Raw genomic sequence first — 19269 nt, forward strand, 5'->3', positions numbered from 1 at the left:
ACTTCAAATGACTGGTTTCATTAGAAATAATGTTATAATTTGGTTAAGAGTTATATTGATTTGAAGCTTCATTTCGTAGATTTAACCTTTTAAAACTCCTATGAATTTAATTCTTGATGTCGGTAATACCTTTTTGAAGTTAGCTGTTTTTGACAAAGGGCGACTTATAGAAAAGTATATCGGTAAGCTTGTTGATTTAGATGTGCTTATTAAAGAGGTGCTTTTATCTTATCCGCAAGTGAAACAGGCTATAGTGTCTTCCGTAGGAAAATTAAAACAAGAACATGTCAAAATTCTTAAGGCAAAGATGCCTGTTATTGAATTGTCTCATGAACTCAAGTTGCCTTTTAAAAACCTTTATAAGAGTCCGAAGACCTTAGGTGTAGACCGCATCGCACTCGTATGTGCTTCTGTGGAGCAATTCCCTAATACTAATGTGCTTATCATTGATGCAGGTACTTGTATAACTTACGATTTTATTAATACTCAAAATGAATATTTAGGAGGTGCTATTTCACCTGGTATACGATTGAGGTATCGCAGTTTGAATAATCTAACGGCAAATTTACCGTTGTTAGATACAGAAATACCAGACACTATCATTGGAGATTCAACGCAGCAGTCCATCCATTCCGGTGTTATGTATGGCGTTTTAAAAGAAATTGATGGTGTAATTGATGATTATGCTAAAAAATATTCAGATTTAACAGTTATTTTAACAGGAGGCGATACCAAATTCTTGTCAAACCAATTAAAAAATAGCATATTTGCCAATTCAAATTTTCTTTTAGAAGGTTTGAATTTTATTTTAGAATATAATAGACAATAATGATAAAAAAACTTTTAATAGTTTTAGTTGCTTCTTTTGCTATACAAGCCTATGCGCAAGAAGGTACCGCTTCGCCTTATTCGTTCTACGGAATAGGGAGTTTGAAGTTTAAAGGTACAGTAGAAAATAGAAGCATGGGAGGTTTGAGTATTTATACAGATAGTGTTCATGTCAATTTACGAAATCCAGCAGCCTACGTTGGTTCAAATCTTAAACTTTGGAACGAGACCAACCGTCCTGTGAAATTTTCTGTAGGTGCAAGTCATAATAGTATAAATTTAGAAGCGAACTCTGGGGAGGCTGAGGTGAGCTCTACTACGTTTGATTATATAGCATTATCAATGCCTGTAGGTAAATTTGGTTTTGGTTTTGGCTTGGTCCCTTATACGTCTGTTGGTTACAAACTTGAAGATACTGAAGAAGATGTTATCCAAAATAGATATACTGGAGAGGGTGGTGTGAACAGAGCATTTTTTGGGTTTGGTTACCAAATATCACCTAAGTTAAGTGCTGGTATTGACTTCAATTATAACTTCGGAAATATTCAGAATAGCGTCGTTGAGTTTTTGTATGACGAAGATGGAAATATCGTGCAATATCAAACCAGAGAAAATAATCGTTCAGATTTAAGTGGTTTAAATATCAATGTAGGATTGACTTATAAAACAATGCTTAATGAGAAATTAGAGCTTCAGACTGGATTAACCTATTCTCCAAAAAGTAATTTATCATCGGTTAATGAACGATCATTCGCAACCATAGTGATCAATTCATTAACAGGTCAGGAGTTTGTGGTTAATGAAGTTGCTGCCGATTTAGAAGCTTCGAATCTTGATAAAACAGATTTAACTTTACCTTCAAGATTGTCTTTTGGAGCTGGTATTGGCGCACCAAGAAAGTGGTTTGTTGGAGCGGAGTACACCCTTCAAAACACAAGTGAATTTTCAAATCCAATTGTATCAATAGAAAATGCTAATTTTGTAAATGCTTCAAATGTGTCTGTTGGAGGTTTTTATATTCCAGATTACAATTCATTTTCAAGCTACTGGAAACGAGTAACCTATCGTGCTGGTTTTCATTTTGAAAACACTGGATTAGAGGTGAACAACGAAACTATTAATGAGTTTGGCATGTCTTTTGGAGTAGGATTACCAGTTGGAAATGTTTTCTCAAATGCCAATGTTGGTTTTGAGTTCGGAAGACGAGGAACAATAAATCAAAATCTCATTCAAGAAAACTTTATCAATGTGAACATAAGTCTATCATTAAACGATAGATGGTTTGAAAAAAGAAAATATAACTAACGTAAATTAAAAGAAGATGAAAACGAGAATTACACTAATCATTGCTGCTTTGTTCATGGCGACAAACTTTAGCTTTGCGCAACAAGACGAAGAGTGTATGTTAAACTTAACGTTGATGAATGACTACGTTAAGACAAAGAAATATGACGAAGCCTATGAGCCTTGGATGAAAGTAAGAAATAAATGTCCGAAGTTTAATATCGCACTTTATAAATACGGTGAGAAGATTTTAGATCATAAAATTGACAATTCCTCAGGAGCAGAAAAAGTAGCGTTTATAGAAGATTATATGGTTTTATTAGATAAAGCCAGAGAATACTATTCAAGTAAATATGAATTAGGAGAAGTATTAGAGAGAAAAGGCGTGTTAATGTATGAGAATCAAAAAGATTTGAATATTAATGACAAAAAAATATACGATACCTTCCACGATGCATATATGCAAGATTTGCCAAACTTTACAAATACAAAAGGATTGTATGTTTACTTTACTAAAACGGTAGACCTTTTTAATGCTGGAGAATTTGAACTTCAAAGCGTGTTTGATAAGTATGATGATGTTAACGAGCAGTTAGAAAATCTAAACGAAAAATATGCCAAGGCATTGAATGAAATCATTCTTAAAGAAGAAAGAGGAGAAGCTTTAGGTAAAAAAGAAAAGCAATATAAAAAATACTACCAAGCTAAAATTGAAGCTAACGGTAAAGTTGCAGGAAGTTTAGATACGTATTTGGGTCAGTTAGCCAATTGTGAGAACTTAATTCCTTTATATCAAAAAGATTTTCCAACATATAAAACAGATGCTGTATGGTTAAAAAGAGCCGTAAGTAGAATGTACAACAAAGAATGTACAGATGATCCGTTATATATTGAGTTGGTAAAAGCTTATGATGCAACCGCACCATCAGCAGATACAAAGTATTTTGTTGCAAATGTATTGTATAAGCAAGGCAAAAACTCTGAAGGTGATAAATACATCAGAGAAGCTTATGAATTAGAAACAGATACATTTAAAAAATCAAAACTAGCGAAGCGAATCGCAAATGCTTTCAAAAAGAGAGGAAGCTATGGGACTGCGAGAACATACTATAGAGAAGCCTTGAAGTTGAATCCATCAGATGGAACTCCACACTTAAGAATTGCATCTATGTATGCAGACAGTGCTAAGAATTGTGGTGATTCTAACTTTAATAAAAGAGCGGTATTTTGGTATGCTGCACAAGAGGCTTTAAAAGCGGGCCAAGTAGATCCAAGCTTAAAATCGACAGCGTCAAAAACAGCAGCATCTTATAACGCTAATGCACCAACAAAAGCTGAAATATTTACAGCTGGGAATGCAGGAGAAACCATCACTATTGGGTGTTGGATGGGAGGTAGCGTAAGAGTGCCAAGCCTATAAATGAAACGTCAAATATTACATATAAATAAAGTCATAGTCACAGCAATTGTTGTGACTATGTTTTTTTCATGTAAAAACAACTTCAAAGAAGTACAAAAAATAGGTGTGCTTCAAAATCAGCCCATCGGCGAAGCAAAAAATATCAATTTAAAATATACGGAAGCTGAAGATTCTATTGGGCGCGTAGTAGCCAATTTGGAAAGTCCTAAAATGTTAGATTATTCAAATCGTGAGTTTTCATTTTCAGAGTTTCCAGAGGGTGTTCGTTTATCTCTTTATGATGAAGATGGTCGAAAGAATATTGTTTTGGCAGACTACGCTATTGTTTATAATGCGACCGATTTAATAGATCTACAAGGTAATGTCATATTGGTCACTCCTCAAAATGATAGTTTATTTGCAGAACAGCTATATTACGATCAAAGCCGTGAATGGCTATTCACAAATCTTCCAGTTCAATTAAAATCTTCCACATCAAATAGTGGTCGTGGTGATATCTTTGACTCCGATTCTAAATTTAAAAACTATACAATATTAGAAGGGCGAGGTGATATGATATTAAAAGATTAACACCTTGGTTTTTATTTGTAAAACATCTTTATCTTTGTGCTTAACAATAAAGTAATGACATGAAGATACTTCAGTTTTTTCAATATGCATATTTGTTTTTTGCTGTGCTTTTTATTTATGATGCAATTTCAAATATAGGTGTAGATAATAGCCGAATGACAATTTCATTCGTTTTTGCCGGTTTATCAATCTTTATGTTTTTCTTCCGAAAAAAGTTTAGAAATAAATTCGATAACAGAAACAAGTAACCGCTATGGACTTTAGCCTTGTTATTATTGTTCTCATGTTATTGCTTTCGGCATTTTTCTCTGGAATGGAAATTGCCTATGTGTCTTCGAATAAGATTCATATAGAAATCGAAAAAAAACAAGGCGATTTTATCGCTAAAATTTTAACAAAGCTCACCGAGAAACCATCCAAATTTATTGCCACTATGCTTATTGGTAACAATATTGCATTGGTTGTCTATGGCTTTGTTATGGGAGATGTTTTAATGGAGTGGTTCCAATCTATGTCGCCCTCTCAATATCAAGTTGTAAATTCTCTATTGACAGATTTGAGTTTGTTATCCCAAACTATCATTTCGACTATTATTATTTTGATAACGGCTGAATTTCTGCCCAAGGTGTTTTTTCAAATCTATGCGAATTCTTTTCTGAAGATATTCGCTTTTCCAGCTTATGTATTCTATTTGCTGTTTTGGTTTGTGTCATCGTTTATCATTTGGATTTCAGACCGCATTCTAAAACGTTTTTTTAAAACAGAAGGAGATGATGTGCAGTTGGCGATGTCAAAAGTAGAGCTGGGTAATTACATTAGTGAACAGATGCAATCTGTTGAAGCACATGATGAAGTGGATAGTGAAATCCAGATATTTCAAAATGCTCTAGAGTTTGCAGAAGTTAAGGCAAGAGAGGTTATGGTTCCAAGAACAGAGATTACAGCTGTTGAGATAAATGATACAATTAAAACGGTAAGTACCTTATTTATTGATTCGGGATTGTCAAAAATACTGGTCTATAAGGATAGTATCGACGATATTCAAGGATATGTCCATTCATTTGATTTATTTAAACAACCGAAATCAATCAAATCAGTCACGAAACCGGTCGTTTATGTGCCAGCAACCATGTTGGTGAAAGATGTTCTTAATATTTTGACCAAGAAACGTAAAAGTATGGCTGTAGTTATTGATGAGTACGGAGGAACAGCCGGAATTATGACCATTGAAGATATTGTTGAAGAACTCGTTGGAGAGATTGAAGATGAACATGATAGTGTGGCCTTGATTGAAGAACAAATAGATGATAACACCTATAAGTTTTCTGCGCGATTAGAAGTCGATTATATTAATGAGGTCTATAAACTTAAGCTTCCTGAAAGTGAGAATTATGAAACTATTGGTGGTCTTATAGTTAACCAAGCTGCAGAAATCCCTCAAATTAACGACCGGGTTATCATTGCCAACTTCGAATTTACCATTCTTGAGGTTTCATCCACAAAAATTGATTTGGTCTCGCTTCAAATCTTTGAGGAAGACTAAAATTGCATTTATTATATTAAAACTCGAAGAGCGTTTCATCCGTAAAACGATCGCCTTTAACCATCAATCGATGAATGCTATTAAAAATCGGTAATAAAATCGCCTAACCGCTTTTATTATTTAATAGAAAATGGTATTTTCGCCCACTTATTATTTCATAAATTATACATAAAAATGGCAGTTTTAAATAAAATTAGACAACGTTCACTGTTTTTGATTTTGATCATCGCTTTAGCGTTATTTTCATTTGTACTTACAGACTTATTCAAAAATAGTGATGCATTATTTGGTGGATCACAAGATGTAGTTGCAACTGTAAATGGTAAAAATATTAACAGGATTGATTTCATGAATAAAGTAGAGAACATGCAAAGGCAATTAGGCCCTAATGCTTCTTCGACACAAGCAATGAATCGAGTCTATGATCAAGAAGTGCGACGAGCAGTGATGAATACACAGTTCGAAGAGCTTGGGCTAACCGTTGAACAAGATCAAATGAAAGACTTGTTGAAACAAAATTTTTCAAGTTATACTGAGTTTCAAAATGAAGCTGGACTTTTTGATGAAAACAAGCTTACAGAATTTGTTGCCAATCTTAAAGAATTAAATGGTGAACGAGCGCTTCTTGGAAATTTTCAATTAAATTATAGCGATTGGGTCAATAGTGAAAAATCTATTGCGGTAGGAGCACAGGAAAGAACATACTACAATATGGTTAAAGCTGGTGTGAATGCGACATTGAATGAAGCTGAAGTAGATTATGTTCTTGAGAATGCAACAAGAGATATCAAATTCGTGCAAATTCCTTACACTACAATTAATGATACACTGATTGAAGTAACTAAAGGAGATATTAAAGCATATATCAACGAAAACAAAAAACAATTTGAAGTTGAGGCGTCACGTGATATTGTGTTTGTGCAATTTAATGAGGAGCCAAGTCTAAAGGATGAAGAAGACTTAAAAGCGAGTTTTGATTCGTTTATCAACGGAAAAGTAGTGTTCGATAATGGTAAAAATGATACCATTGTGCCATTTGCAGCGGTTAAAATTGATGATTTAACAAACTATGTAAATTTTGCTGCAGAGTCAGATGTGAACTATGCAGATACTTTTGTGCAAAAATCAGCATTGCCAGCAACAGTTGCAGATACATTATTTAATTTAAACATTGGTCAAGTATACGGTCCATATAAAGACGCAGGTATGATGAAGTTGTCTAGATTGGTTGCGACTAGGCAAATGCCTGATTCGGCTAAAGTAAGACATATTTTAATTCCTCATCTTGGTGCAACACGAGCTGCACCAGATGTAACTAAAACGGAAGTTGAAGCTAGAAAAACAGCTGATAGTGTCTTAGCAATAGTAAAAGCAAACCGCTCTAAATTTCCAGAATTAGTAACTGCATTGTCTTCGGATACTGGAAGTATTGATAATGGAGGAGTTTATGATTTCCATCCAAGTACTCAAATGGTGAAACCATTTAGTGATTTTGAATTTCAAAATAATGTAGGCGATATCGAGGTGGTAAAAACACAATTTGGATTCCATATTATTGAAATATTAGATCAAAAAGGAGATTCTAAGGTGGTTAAAGTAGCTACGATAGGAAGAACTATCGAAGCTTCTGAAGAAACTATAGACAATGTCTTTACTGAAGCATCTAAATTTGAGATTGCGATTCAGGATGGTGATTTCCAAGAAATGGCTAAAGAGCGTGCATTGGAAGTGAGACCCGTTATTGGCATCAAAGTATTAGATGAGGCTATACCAGGTATTGGAAACCAAAGACCAATTGTACGTTGGGCTTTTGAAGAAGGGACTAAAGTAGGAGACTACAAGCGTTTTTCCGTTCCAGGTGGTGGTTATGCAGTAGTGCAAGTGACCAAGATTAGCAAGAAAGGATTAATGGATCCTGAGAATGCATCGGTATCTGCTCTTAATGAAATTAGAAAAGAAAAGAAGGCACAGATGATTCGCGAGAAAATTTCGGCGACTACAGTTGATGAAGTTGCTAAAAATCAAAACAGACCAGCATTGACGTCTGCAGCTGTAAATATGAAGAATCCTACTATCTCTGGTGCCGGACTTGAGCCGAGAGTAGTTGGTGTTGCCTTTGGTATGAATGAAGGAGAAACATCAGGATTAATTAATGGAGATAGAGGCGTGTATATGATAGAAGTCACTAAGGTGAATGAAGCTCCAAAATTAGAAAATTACCAAGCCAATGCTAACCGATTAAGTACTGCGAGATCTAGTGCTGCGCAAACACAAGTGTATAATGCACTTAAAGAAACAGCAACTATTGAAGATAATAGAGCTAGATTTTACTAATAGGCTCAAATATAATCTATAAAAAAGCGCTGCAATTTGCAGCGCTTTTTTAGTATTTTACCATCTCGGAGTACTGCAGAATAGTTGGATAGCCTTTTGATTTAAAATATGTGGTGGGGTCGACATCAGATGCGACCAATATGAAATCTCCACCCCAAGCACCTAAACTCTTAATACTGCCTTTAAAATCATTGAACAGACGTTGTTTTATAGGTGTCTGCTTAATAATTTCAGAAATAAGCTGCTCATGTTCATTTAGTAAGTGTTGAAATGCAATTAGAGTTTCACATTTAATAACCTCTTTCGTAATGGCACTTATTCTCGAAATAGATACTGATAAATCGGAGGTATTCGCTCTATACTGAGAAATACCATCACGACTATTTTGCTTTTGATTCAAGTAAATGAAGTATAAATGCTTGTGGAATGATGGATAAAATGCAACATCCGAAATCACTGGTTGATTGTTACTCTTATGATGTGGATGTAATTCATAGGTCAAACTTCTGTTTGCACTTGCACAAGCAATATCATATCCGCTTCCGCCAAAAGTCATATCGAGTAAAGAATAAGGGTTCACATTTGCCCAGCTGGCTAGATTGTTAATTAATGTTGACGACGTCCCTAGTCCCCAATCTCTAGGGAAATCTAATTTTGTGGTCACGTCATATCCTGATAGTTTTACTAGAAACTTTGGATTAAGTTTGAGCGCAGCGTTTAGTATTTGTAATAGTCGATTAGAAATGGGATCATCGCTCTCATGAGCTTTTAGAATCTCTTGATTATAAATATTAAATTCAGTTTCAAACCAAATCTGGTCATTTTCATCAAAACTCTTCCATATGAGATGGTTGTGATTGGCTTTCTGAATATCTAATGATTGTCCAAAACCTGTTGGTATGGCCAAAGATGTAGCGCCATCAAGCACAACATATTCTCCTGTGAGAAGTAATTTTCCATGACTGTAAAAGGACTTCATTTATTGTCTAAGTTTTTCTAATTCCTCAACTACTGCCCTATGTGTTACGATATTAGATTTAAAATATTCAGTCAATTTATTTTTTTCTGCTGCGGTAGCTTCAAACTGATTTAAAATATTCATGAGGTGCATCTTCATATGTCCTTCTTGTATTCCAGTAGTCGTTAACGAGCGCAATGCTGCAAAATTCTGTGCTAAACCAGCGACAGCAACGATTTGCATTAATTCTTTTGCAGAGGGTTCACCCAGTAGTTCTAAAGCAAGTTTCACTAGTGGATGCAGTTTTGTAAGTCCGCCAACTGTCCCTAAAGCCAATGGAATTTCCATCCAAAATGAAAAAATGTCATCTTCTATTTTGGCATGAGTTAAACTGCGATATTGCCCCGTTTTTGATGCGTAGGCATGGACGCCAGCTTCAACAGCCCTAAAATCATTTCCAGTAGCTAAAACAACGGCATCAATACCATTCATTATACCTTTATTATGAGTTACAGCTCTAAACGGCTCAACTTCGGCTATAGCGACTGCTTGAAGAAATTTTTCAGCAAATTCACGTGCTGGAATATCAGAATTTTCGGTGAGATCCTTTACTGCACAACTCACTTCTACCCGCACCAAACAATCAGGAACATAGTTAGAAAGAATAGACATAACGACCTGTATATCCTTTTCTTCTGAAGAAAATAATTCAAAACCTTGTGCCTCGTCTTTCAAGGTTTTGGCAAATTGCTCTAAACAAGAGTTGATAAAATTAGCACCCATAGCATCCAAGGTTTCAAAAGTGGCGTGTAATTGAAAATAACCTTCAATATCCTGGGTTTTATCTCTCAATTCAATATCAAGAATGCCGCCACCACGTTGTTCCATGTTTTTAGTGATAGGCTTTGCCTTTTTATAAAGCATGGGTTTTAGATATGTAAAAAACGCTGTCAATCTCTTGGTGTCACCAAAGTACATGAAATGTACTTGACCTATTTTTTCAGTCGATATAACTTCCGCTTTAAAACCACCTCTATCATACCAAAATTTAGCAGCTTTACTTGCAGCAGCTACCACCGAACTTTCTTCAATAGCCATTGGTATGGTGTAAATCTTATTATTTATCAAGAAATTTGGAGCAATACCAAATGGAAGATAATAATTAGTAATGGTGTTTTCTATAAACTCATCATGAAGCTGCTGGAGCTTTTCATTACTATTCCAATATTGCTTTATAAGTGTTTTAGCCGCATCAGAATTAGTGAAATAGGTGTTAACAAGCCAATCGATTTTTTCAAATTTCGATAATTTAGAAAAGCCTGAAATAATTTTGCTCATGTGTTGAAATTTAAACTTAATGATTCAAAAAAGGGTTCTCGAATACGAAATGCAAAGATACTATTCTTGGTATTATTATTGAGACATTCCCATAATAATGCGCATTTAACTCTCAATAGTTAGTGTTTTTTACATTATTTTTAGTAAACTTGACATTATTTTACCAAAAAAAAATCCCTATGAATAGACACAAATTCTTCATGCTTCTTCTTTTTTTTGTAAGCACCTTAATGTCAGGGCAAAATAAAGAAATTACACTTGAAGAGATTTGGAATGATACGTTCAAAACAGAAACGTTAGAAGAATTACACTCCATGAAGAACGGACAGCAATATTCAGTCTTAAATTCTGGTGATGGGATATCTCAAATTGATATTTATGATTACAAAACTTTAAACAAGCTTAAGACGCTAGTGAGTTCAGCAAATATTAATGGTGTAGATGAGTTTTCAAAGTATACATTTAGTACTGATGAAACCAAAGTACTATTAGCTACAAATGTTGAACCCATTTATAGACGTTCTACACTTGGTAAATATTATATCTACGATAGTACATCAAATAAAACGGTATTAGTGTCTGAAGAAAAAATTCAAGAACCAGCATTTTCTCCCGACGGTACAAAACTTGCATATGGTCTTAATAACAACCTGTTTATTAAAGACTTAGTTACGGGTGAAACTAAGCAAATCACTAATGATGGTGAAAAAAATAAAATTATCAATGGTATAACCGATTGGGTTTATGAGGAAGAGTTCAGTTTTGTGAGAGCTTTTGAATGGAATGCTGATAGTAATAAAATAGCATTCATTCGTTTTGACGAGACCAATGTTCCTGAGTTTTCAATGGATATTTATGGTCAGGAGCTATATCAAACGCAACAAGTCTTTAAATACCCCAAAGCTGGAGAGACGAATTCGCACGTGTCATTGCATGTGTATGACTTAACAAGAGACAAAGCGAATGAAGTTAAGCTGTCTAAAACGTATCAGGATTTATATATTCCAAGAATACAATGGACCAATAACCCAGATGTATTAAGTGCCCAGTATATGAACCGTCATCAAAATGAGTTGGACTTGTGGATGATTAATGCGGAAAGTTTAGAGGGTAAGTTAGTTTTAGCTGAAACCGATAAAGCCTATGTAGATGTGACCTTCAATTTAACGTTTTTAAAAGACAATAGCTTTATCTGGACGAGTGAGAGCGATGGATGGAACCATATCTACCATTATGACAAACAGGGCGATTTGATCAATCAGGTGACGTCTGGAGCATGGGAAGTAACAAATTATTATGGCTACGATACCAATTCAAAACGTATTTTCTATCAATCTACTGAAGATGGATCTATTAACCGAAGCGTTTATTCCATCGGTCTTAATGGTAAAAATAAAAAGCGCTTAACAAAGAATACTGGAACTAATTCGGCGGCTTTTAGTGCTGATTTCACCTATTTTATAAATACTTTTTCAAGTGCTACAAATCCGCCAGAATATACTTTAAACGACTCAAAGTCAGGTAATTTAGTAAAGAGTATCAAAGATAACGATAAGTTATCGCAAAAACTGTCTCAATATAAAACCTCACAAAAAGAGTTTAGTACCATCACTGTAAATGGGAACGATTTGAATATGTGGACGATTAAGCCGGCTAATTTTGATGAGAGTCAACGCTATCCATTGTTTATGTTTCAATATTCAGGACCAGGGTCTCAGAAAGTAGCTAATAGTTGGAATAAAGACAAAGACCACTGGCATCAGCATTTAGCACAACAAGGCTATATTGTTGTTTGTGTGGATGGTAGAGGCACTGGATTTAAAGGCTCAGATTTTAAGAAGATCACACAAAATGAACTTGGGAAATATGAGATAGAAGACCAAATTACTGCTGCTCAGCAATTGGCAAAATTGCCGTATATTGATGAACATAATATTGGTATATGGGGCTGGAGTTATGGTGGTTTTATGAGTAGTAATGCATTGTTTAAAGGGAATGATACCTTTTCTATGGCTATAGCGGTAGCGCCAGTCACTAGTTGGAGGTTTTATGATACCATTTATACAGAGCGTTACATGATGACGCCTCAGGAAAATCCTACAGGATATGACGAGAATTCACCAATTAATCATGTTGAAAAACTTAAAGGTGATTTCTTGTTAATTCATGGAAGCGGAGATGACAATGTACATGTTCAGAATTCTATGCGATTGAATGATGCATTGGTTCAGGCAGACAAAGCCTTTGATCAAATGATTTATACCGATAAAAAGCATAGTATAAAAGTAGGATCAAATACACGATTGCATTTATATAGAAAAATGACTCGTTTTATTCACAATACTTTAGGCAAAGATCGAAAAACACCTAATGAAGTCGACAAAGAACAAGTTAAAATTAAAGGATAAAATAACTAACTAACTAACACATAAATTTATGTCAACAGTAATTAAACAACCGCACCAGAAAGAACTATTTGGACACCCTGTAGGTCTTTATGTTTTATTTTTTACAGAAATGTGGGAGCGTTTTTCGTATTACGGAATGCGTGCAATTTTAGTATTATACCTTGTAGCACAAACTCAAGATGATAATGCAGGTCTCGGCTGGACTAATGGTGAAGCTCTCGCTCTTTATGGATGGTACACAATGCTTGTGTATGTGGCATCTATTCCTGGAGGTTGGATAGCAGATAAATTTTTAGGTCAGAAAAAATCAGTTCTCTATGGAGGAATCTTGTTAGTAGGAGGCCATAGTATTTTAGCAGTTGAGCAAATGTGGGCTTTTTATACAGGTTTGGGACTTATTATTGCAGGTGTAGGAATGCTTAAGCCTAATATTTCTACCATGGTTGGTGGGCTTTACAAACAAGGTGATATTAGAAGAGATAAGGGATTTACAATTTTCTATATTGGAATTAATGTGGGTGCATTTCTTTCTAGTCTAATTGTAGGATATGTTGGAGAAGTTCATGGTTGGCATTATGGATTCGGATTGGCAGGTATAGGAATGGCTGCAGGCTTAATACAATACCTTGTTGGGCAAAAGTACCTTAAAACTGTTGGTAATTTTTTAGGAACATCTCAAAATTTAGTTGAAAAAGAGGCCATGAAAAAGCCATTAACTAAAATTGAAAAAGATAGAGTTGTAGTTTTATTTATTTCATTTTTGCTGGTTATTGTTTTTTGGGGAGCCTTTGAGCAGGCTGGTGGATTAATGAATATATATGCATCCGAAAAGACGAATAGAATGCTGATGGGATGGGAGGTCCCTGCCTCTTGGTTTCAATCACTAAATGCAATGTTTATAATATTCTTAGGAACTACAGTTGCTGGTTATTGGGCAAGTCGAAAATTAAAAGGTAAATTATCTACAGGCTTATTTAAAATGATAATAGGACTTATTATAATGGGTACAGGATTCTTTTTTATGACAGCAGCCGCTGGACAATATGAGAGTAATGGATCATCTGCAATGTATTGGTTAGTATTGGCCTATTTATTCCATACAGTCGGTGAATTATGTATTTCACCAGTAGCATTATCTTATATAACTAAATTAGCACCATTGAAATATGCTTCCTTAATGATGGGAGTCTATTTTGCAATGACTGGATTTGGAAATAAAGTTGCGGGCTTATTAGGTGAAGCTTCTGAAAAACTTGGTGAATTTACCATCTTTACAGGTATAGCTGTATTCTGTGTTGTTTTTGGGCTGTTAGTCATGGTGTTTAGAAAAAAACTAGAAACTTTAACTCATGGTGCTGAAGATAACGAGCATGAAATGTTGGAAGCAGAAAAATACGAATTAGCAGATCCAGATATTAATAACTAAAACATATTACAAAGCCCTTGCAACTCCATTGTTGTAAGGGCTTTTCTTTTCTAACTAAATATTTTTCCTATGAATACAGATATTGAAAATCTATTTAAAGACAAAGTCATTGGTCATCCGGCTGGACTATTCGTGCTATTTTTTACTGAAATGTGGGAGCGTTTTTCCTTTTACGGAATGCGTATTCTTTTAGTATTATTTTTAACGGCACCTTTTGCCAGTGAAAACCCAGGTTGGGATTGGCCTAGAGAGCATGCTCTAGCACTCATAGGGACTTACGCTTCATTATTGTATTTAACACCAATAATTGGAGGTTGGATAGCCGATAAGATTACGGGCTATCGCGTTGCCGTGGTTATAGGTTGTTTAATAATGACGCTAGGGCACGCATCCATGGCTTTAGAAACGACCATGACATTTTATGTAGGACTAGCACTTTTAGTGATAGGAACAGGTTTCTTTAAACCAAATATTACCTCTATCATTTCAGAAATGTACAAGGGTAAAGAATCTAAAAAGGATGGCGCTTATACCATATTCTATATGGGTGTAAATGCAGGAGCCTTTTTTGGGATGATGCTTTGCGGTTATTTGGCTGAAAATTATGGATGGTCTTGGGGATTTGGATTAGCTGGAATTTTTATGTTCTTAGGAATGCTTCAATTCTGGTTAGCGAAAGAGTTGTTTGGAAAAATTGGGGCTAAACCATCGAAAATACATGAAGTTGAACTGCCACAAAATATTAATGAAGAAAGCCCTGCGGAACAAGAAGAAGCTGAGATTGATGAGAAACTAAATCCGTTCACACTATTTGACAAAGTACTCATTGTGTTATCCTCGTTAGGTGGGTTGTTATATCTGTTTAATGATCCTTTAGAAAAGATAGAAGGCACGAGCTTAGCGCCTTTTGAGTTATTTGGATTAAAGGGATCGGATGTGGTTGTATTAGGTGCATTAGTCTTGTTCTTAATATTATTGGTAACCAGAATTGCTAGGTATATTCCTATTGTGAGAGATCGTATTATTGCGGTTTCTATTTTTGGTTTATTTACCGTGTTTTTCTTTGCGTTTTTTGAGCAATCATTAGGGTCTATGACTTTATTTGCTCGAGATTATACAGATAGAATTTTGGTGGGAGATTCTGCTACCATCTTTAAAGTTGTAGATGCATTATTAACCACTGTACCTTTAATAATTATTACTTGGGTTTTAATTCTATTGGCGAAGAAGACATTTTCTAGAATAGGATTGTCCAATATTATTTTAGGAATCGCATTTGCCGGATTATGGTTTTTGGTTATTTTCAGATTAATGGATAAGTTTTCTCAAGAAGGCAATGAAGTCGATGCAACTTGGTTCGGAATTTTAAATTCCTTCTTCATTATTACACTAGCACCTTTCTTCTCAAGATGGTGGGAAAGTAAGTATAATCCAAGTGCCGCTATGAAATATGGGTTAGGGTTAATATTACTCGGACTTGGTTTTGCCATATTATCTTACGGTGCTTCAGATATACCGTCAGGCGCTAAAACAGCTTCGGTGAGTATGATATTTCTAATTTTAGCTTACTTATTACATACGATGGGAGAATTATGTTTGTCTCCAGTAGGATTGTCTTATTTAAGTAAATTAGTTCCGGCTCGAATGATTGGTTTTATGTTTGGAGTTTGGTATTTGGCCATTGCTGTAGGTCAAAAAGCAGCAGGAACCATGGGTGGTATGATTGATAAAATCTCTGAGCAATACTCTTTAGGAACCTTCTTTTTAATCTTTACATTGATTCCAATAGGTGTAGGGGTTCTTTCCATAGTATTGAATCCATTACTTAAAAGATTAATGCATGGTGTTCGATAATCGAATAAAACCGTTAAAATAACGCAAAATGCTCCTATTTAGGAGCATTTTTTGTAAGTTCGGAACAACTTTTGCAACAAATCAAATTATGAAGAAACTAATATTATTAGCAGTAGCATTGATGTTATCAAGTTCTGCTATCGCTCAATTACAGGAAATTAATTGGATGACTCTTGAAGAGGCATTGGCAGCTCAAAAGAAAAAGCCAAAGAAGATTATGATGGATGTTTACACCAACTGGTGTGGTCCTTGTAAACTGTTAGATAAAAACACCTTTCATAATAAAGACGTTGTAGACTATGTGAATGAGAATTATTATGCGGTTAAGTTTAATGCTGAAGGGAATACTGTAATAAACTACAAAGGAAACAAGTTTTCAAATCCTAATTATAAAGAGGAATTAAAGAATCGAAGAAATAGCTCACATGAATTATCGAGTTATTTGAAAATTCGTGCGTATCCAACCATTGTCTATATGGATGAAAAAGGAGATGTCATTCAACCTATTAGGGGTTACATGAAACCAAAACAAATAGAGGTGTACCTAAAGTTGTTTCATACCAATGCTTATAAAAAGATAACCACACAGGAGGAGTTTAATTCTTATTATAATTCATTTAAATATGAATTTCAAGAATAATTCTGAAATTTAATTAATTATAAAAGCTCCCTTTTCACCTGTATAGTGAAAAGGGATTTTTCTTTTCGAACAAGTCACTGCCCATCTTTTAATATAGGACTTATAATTACTGCCATCCGCAATAATCAATTGTGGTTGTATGGAGTCTATCATGCGATTTAAATGAATTCGAGGCGAGTTTCTAAGCAAGACATATTCGGGTTGAAACATTTTTACATTATAAACACCTAAGCTATCAATGATTAGCAAGATTTTATTCTGAAATTGATAAACTGATTTCAATGAATCGCTTTTAATGGAATTTATAAAATTTCCGACGCTATAATCCTCAATTAATCCACTGTTTTGTATATTTAAGTTAGCCATGTTATGATTAATTTGTAATTGCGAATTTGTCTTAATGCCAATAACGCTGTGTCTGCTTTTGTGGAAGACGGTAAACGTATTGTTGGCATGTTTGTACGCCGAATATATGTATACAACTTGTAATAGTATAATAGAAATGAGCATGACTACCATTCGTCTAAAAGTTCGTTTCTGATACCAGGACACTATCGTGATAAGACTTAAGTAGAATGTAATAACTTGAGCTGAATTAAAGGATATGTCTTGAAAAATGAACTGCTCCTTTTGCGATACCCATGATACAATAGAATTCATGAGACGTATAATGCTACTGTAGCCATGAGCTAATACTTCGGGAAGACTATCCAGTAAGGCGAGTACGATAACAAGTATGCCAAATCCTAATATAAAACCTAAAAAAGGAATGATGGCTAAATTGCTCACAAAGAATAAACCTGGAAACTGATGGAAATAATATAAACTTAAGGGTACGACACCTAGTTGAGCTGCAAAAGTTACGGTTAAAACCTGCCAGAAATAAGTTGTAATTTTCCATTTTGGATGCCATAATTTGAATAAGAGTGGTTGTATTGAAACTATAGCTATGACTGCAACATAGCTCAATTGAAATCCAACATCAAATAAAAACATAGGTTTAAAAAGTAATACAATAAAAACCGAAATTGCTAAGGTATTATAAATGTTGGTAGGGCGTTTCAAATGCATGGCAATGGCAAGGATACTAAACATGGTTACAGCTCTTGTTACTGATGCGCTTAGTCCCGCAATGATCGCGAAACTCCAAAGCAAAACGAGTATAAGTGTAACCTTAATGACTTTGCCTCTTTTAAAATGCGCTATAGGTTTGAGCAGATAATTAAGTAACAGTAGAATGATACCAACATGCAAACCCGAAACCGCCAAAATATGAATGGCACCTGCATCTGCATATGTCTTATAAGTGTCTCTGTCCATGTCTTGACGCTGACCAAGCAGCAATGCGTTAATGATCATTAATTCTTTAGAATGAAAATTATAGTGGTTTAATTTCTGGTTAATCGTTTGACGCAATACTTCGGCATAACCAAAGACCGTTCGTTTTTTTGAGTTTAGTTTTAATATTGAGTTATGATTTAAAAATAACTGTTGGTAAATATAAAGTCGCTCGAGATAAGCTTTATAATCAAATTGATTAGGATTTAATGGTGTTTTGATAGCTTCCAAATTGGAGTAGGTTATAAATACATCATCAATTTTTAAGGGCGCTAAAAGACTGTCTCTTTCAATATTTAAAAGGAGAAGACCTGTTGTTTTTTGCTTTTTTAGTTGGAGTAATTCAATCACATATTTGTCGTGATAGATACTTGGTTTAAGACGTTCTTTTATTTTGAAGGTTAATGCTATAGGTTCAGCACTAGAGACAGCGTTAAATAGTGTATAATGATTCGAGAAGTTCTTTTGATCATGAAAAGTGTAGGTTAATGCACCTATAGAAATCATCGTAAAATAAACACAGCCTCCAAACCAGATCGTTTTATTAAGCCGATATTTTGCCCTAGTGAAAGTTAAACAAAAGAGTGCCAATGTAACCATAGTGGTAAAGGCAGCTTTTTCAAGGCTTATGTTTTGATTATGAGCCAGTAGTATACCGATGGCAAGACAAACGGCTAATTTAATGACTATAAAATTGAGAGGTTTCACGCAATAAATATAGTCAATATTCTATATATAGAAAATAAACTATATTATACGTCGTGCTTGTACATAAGCTGTGTACCAATAGCGTTCAGAAAGTCTCGAAGTAATAACGCCACGACTGGTTGTAGAATGTATGAATTCTATAAAGCCTGGTCGGCGCAGAGTCACAATGCCTACATGATTAATTTTCCGGCTATTTTTTTTTGTCGCAAAAAATAAGAGATCGCCTTCTTGTACATCTTTAACATCAACCCAATCCCCACGTTTAGATAAATCGGTAGTGGTTCTTGGTAATAAAACATCTTCTTTTTTAAATGCAGTCACTACAAGCCCAGAACAATCCATTCCCTTCTTAGTAGTGCCTCCATATTTATATCGCGTTCCTTCAAAAGTTTTAGCATAGCTAATAATATTACTGACTTCTTTAGCGGATACAGTTGCGGAATTAGTTGTTTTGGAAATACTCCTTTTAGTGGTGTTACTCTTTTTTGTGACAGCACGTTTTGAAGATTTGCAGTTACAAATACAGACACTTATAATGAGTAGGAGTAAGATTTTTTTCATGGGTAGCAAATATTGCTTAAAAATAGATAATAATAAGAGTTTAATTAAGAGATACGATT

Annotated in this window: 14 protein-coding genes; 10 read left to right on the forward strand and 4 right to left on the reverse strand. The window is 34.6% G+C overall.

What is annotated here, in order from left to right; all coding sequences use genetic code 11:
* The first annotated feature begins 100 nt into the window (after positions 1–100).
* From BLT57_RS04465 to BLT57_RS04495, 6 genes are all read left to right on the forward strand, one after another.
* Positions 101–829 carry a type III pantothenate kinase gene (locus BLT57_RS04465; RefSeq protein WP_091422860.1) on the forward strand — a complete coding sequence of 243 codons (729 nt, stop codon included), beginning with the start codon at positions 101–103 and terminating at the stop codon, positions 827–829.
* Positions 829–2133, forward strand: a complete 1305-nt coding sequence (locus BLT57_RS04470) for a hypothetical protein (RefSeq protein ID WP_091422863.1) — start codon at positions 829–831, stop codon at positions 2131–2133. Before BLT57_RS04465 ends, BLT57_RS04470 begins: the two co-directional genes overlap by 1 nt.
* A gap of 16 nt (positions 2134–2149) precedes the next feature.
* Positions 2150–3532, forward strand: a complete 1383-nt coding sequence (locus BLT57_RS04475) for a M48 family metallopeptidase (RefSeq protein ID WP_091422866.1) — start codon at positions 2150–2152, stop codon at positions 3530–3532.
* On the forward strand, positions 3533–4102 hold the full coding sequence (gene lptC / locus BLT57_RS04480) for an LPS export ABC transporter periplasmic protein LptC (RefSeq protein WP_091422868.1): 570 nt from the start codon (positions 3533–3535) through the stop codon (positions 4100–4102).
* Between the two features lie 253 nt (positions 4103–4355).
* The gene (locus tag BLT57_RS04490) at positions 4356–5645 is read left to right on the forward strand and encodes a hemolysin family protein (protein WP_091422872.1); all 1290 of its coding nucleotides are present in this window, start codon (positions 4356–4358) and stop codon (positions 5643–5645) included.
* Between the two features lie 174 nt (positions 5646–5819).
* Positions 5820–7979 carry a SurA N-terminal domain-containing protein gene (locus tag BLT57_RS04495; protein ID WP_091422875.1) on the forward strand — a complete coding sequence of 720 codons (2160 nt, stop codon included), beginning with the start codon at positions 5820–5822 and terminating at the stop codon, positions 7977–7979.
* A gap of 49 nt (positions 7980–8028) precedes the next feature.
* Here the strand turns inward: BLT57_RS04495 and BLT57_RS04500 are convergent, their stop codons facing one another.
* Both BLT57_RS04500 and BLT57_RS04505 read right to left on the reverse strand, forming a co-directional pair.
* Positions 8029–8958: a GYDIA family GHMP kinase gene (locus tag BLT57_RS04500; protein ID WP_091422878.1), complete on the reverse strand. Its 930-nt coding sequence runs from the start codon at positions 8956–8958 to the stop codon at positions 8029–8031.
* A complete protein-coding gene (locus tag BLT57_RS04505) occupies positions 8959–10275 on the reverse strand; it encodes a hydroxymethylglutaryl-CoA reductase, degradative (RefSeq protein ID WP_091422882.1) in 1317 nt (438 codons plus the stop codon).
* A 179-nt stretch (positions 10276–10454) separates the two neighbouring features.
* On the opposite strand from BLT57_RS04505, the gene BLT57_RS04510 reads away from it, so the two are divergent.
* From BLT57_RS04510 to BLT57_RS04525, 4 genes are all read left to right on the forward strand, one after another.
* Positions 10455–12683: a S9 family peptidase gene (locus tag BLT57_RS04510; protein WP_091422885.1), complete on the forward strand. Its 2229-nt coding sequence runs from the start codon at positions 10455–10457 to the stop codon at positions 12681–12683.
* Between the two features lie 28 nt (positions 12684–12711).
* A complete protein-coding gene (locus BLT57_RS04515) occupies positions 12712–14109 on the forward strand; it encodes a peptide MFS transporter (protein ID WP_091422888.1) in 1398 nt (465 codons plus the stop codon).
* Positions 14110–14178: 69 nt separating this feature from the next.
* Positions 14179–15963, forward strand: coding sequence for a peptide MFS transporter (locus tag BLT57_RS04520; RefSeq protein ID WP_091422891.1), 1785 nt, complete (start codon positions 14179–14181; stop codon positions 15961–15963).
* An 88-nt stretch (positions 15964–16051) separates the two neighbouring features.
* Positions 16052–16603, forward strand: coding sequence for a thioredoxin fold domain-containing protein (locus BLT57_RS04525; RefSeq protein WP_091422893.1), 552 nt, complete (start codon positions 16052–16054; stop codon positions 16601–16603).
* A gap of 9 nt (positions 16604–16612) precedes the next feature.
* Here the strand turns inward: BLT57_RS04525 and BLT57_RS04530 are convergent, their stop codons facing one another.
* Entirely contained in the window at positions 16613–18649 is a 2037-nt protein-coding gene (locus BLT57_RS04530) for a ComEC/Rec2 family competence protein (RefSeq protein ID WP_091422895.1), read from the reverse strand.
* Positions 18650–18688: 39 nt separating this feature from the next.
* Positions 18689–19210 carry a C40 family peptidase gene (locus BLT57_RS04535; protein WP_091422899.1) on the reverse strand — a complete coding sequence of 174 codons (522 nt, stop codon included), beginning with the start codon at positions 19208–19210 and terminating at the stop codon, positions 18689–18691.
* Between the last annotated feature and the right edge of the window lie 59 nt (positions 19211–19269).

Origin of the sequence: Formosa sp. Hel1_31_208 (assembly GCF_900104785.1) — a bacterium.
Lineage (GTDB): Bacteria > Bacteroidota > Bacteroidia > Flavobacteriales > Flavobacteriaceae > Psychroserpens.

Coding starts and splice junctions, on each gene's coding strand:
- BLT57_RS04515 (WP_091422888.1), top strand. CDS start 12,712: ATGTCAACAGTAATTAAACAACCGCACCAGAAAGAACTATTTGGACAC.
- BLT57_RS04475 (WP_091422866.1), top strand. CDS start 2,150: ATGAAAACGAGAATTACACTAATCATTGCTGCTTTGTTCATGGCGACA.
- BLT57_RS04465 (WP_091422860.1), top strand. CDS start 101: ATGAATTTAATTCTTGATGTCGGTAATACCTTTTTGAAGTTAGCTGTT.
- BLT57_RS04470 (WP_091422863.1), top strand. CDS start 829: ATGATAAAAAAACTTTTAATAGTTTTAGTTGCTTCTTTTGCTATACAA.
- BLT57_RS04520 (WP_091422891.1), top strand. CDS start 14,179: ATGAATACAGATATTGAAAATCTATTTAAAGACAAAGTCATTGGTCAT.
- BLT57_RS04490 (WP_091422872.1), top strand. CDS start 4,356: ATGGACTTTAGCCTTGTTATTATTGTTCTCATGTTATTGCTTTCGGCA.
- lptC (WP_091422868.1), top strand. CDS start 3,533: ATGAAACGTCAAATATTACATATAAATAAAGTCATAGTCACAGCAATT.
- BLT57_RS04500 (WP_091422878.1), bottom strand. CDS start 8,958: ATGAAGTCCTTTTACAGTCATGGAAAATTACTTCTCACAGGAGAATAT.
- BLT57_RS04535 (WP_091422899.1), bottom strand. CDS start 19,210: ATGAAAAAAATCTTACTCCTACTCATTATAAGTGTCTGTATTTGTAAC.
- BLT57_RS04525 (WP_091422893.1), top strand. CDS start 16,052: ATGAAGAAACTAATATTATTAGCAGTAGCATTGATGTTATCAAGTTCT.
- BLT57_RS04495 (WP_091422875.1), top strand. CDS start 5,820: ATGGCAGTTTTAAATAAAATTAGACAACGTTCACTGTTTTTGATTTTG.
- BLT57_RS04510 (WP_091422885.1), top strand. CDS start 10,455: ATGAATAGACACAAATTCTTCATGCTTCTTCTTTTTTTTGTAAGCACC.
- BLT57_RS04505 (WP_091422882.1), bottom strand. CDS start 10,275: ATGAGCAAAATTATTTCAGGCTTTTCTAAATTATCGAAATTTGAAAAA.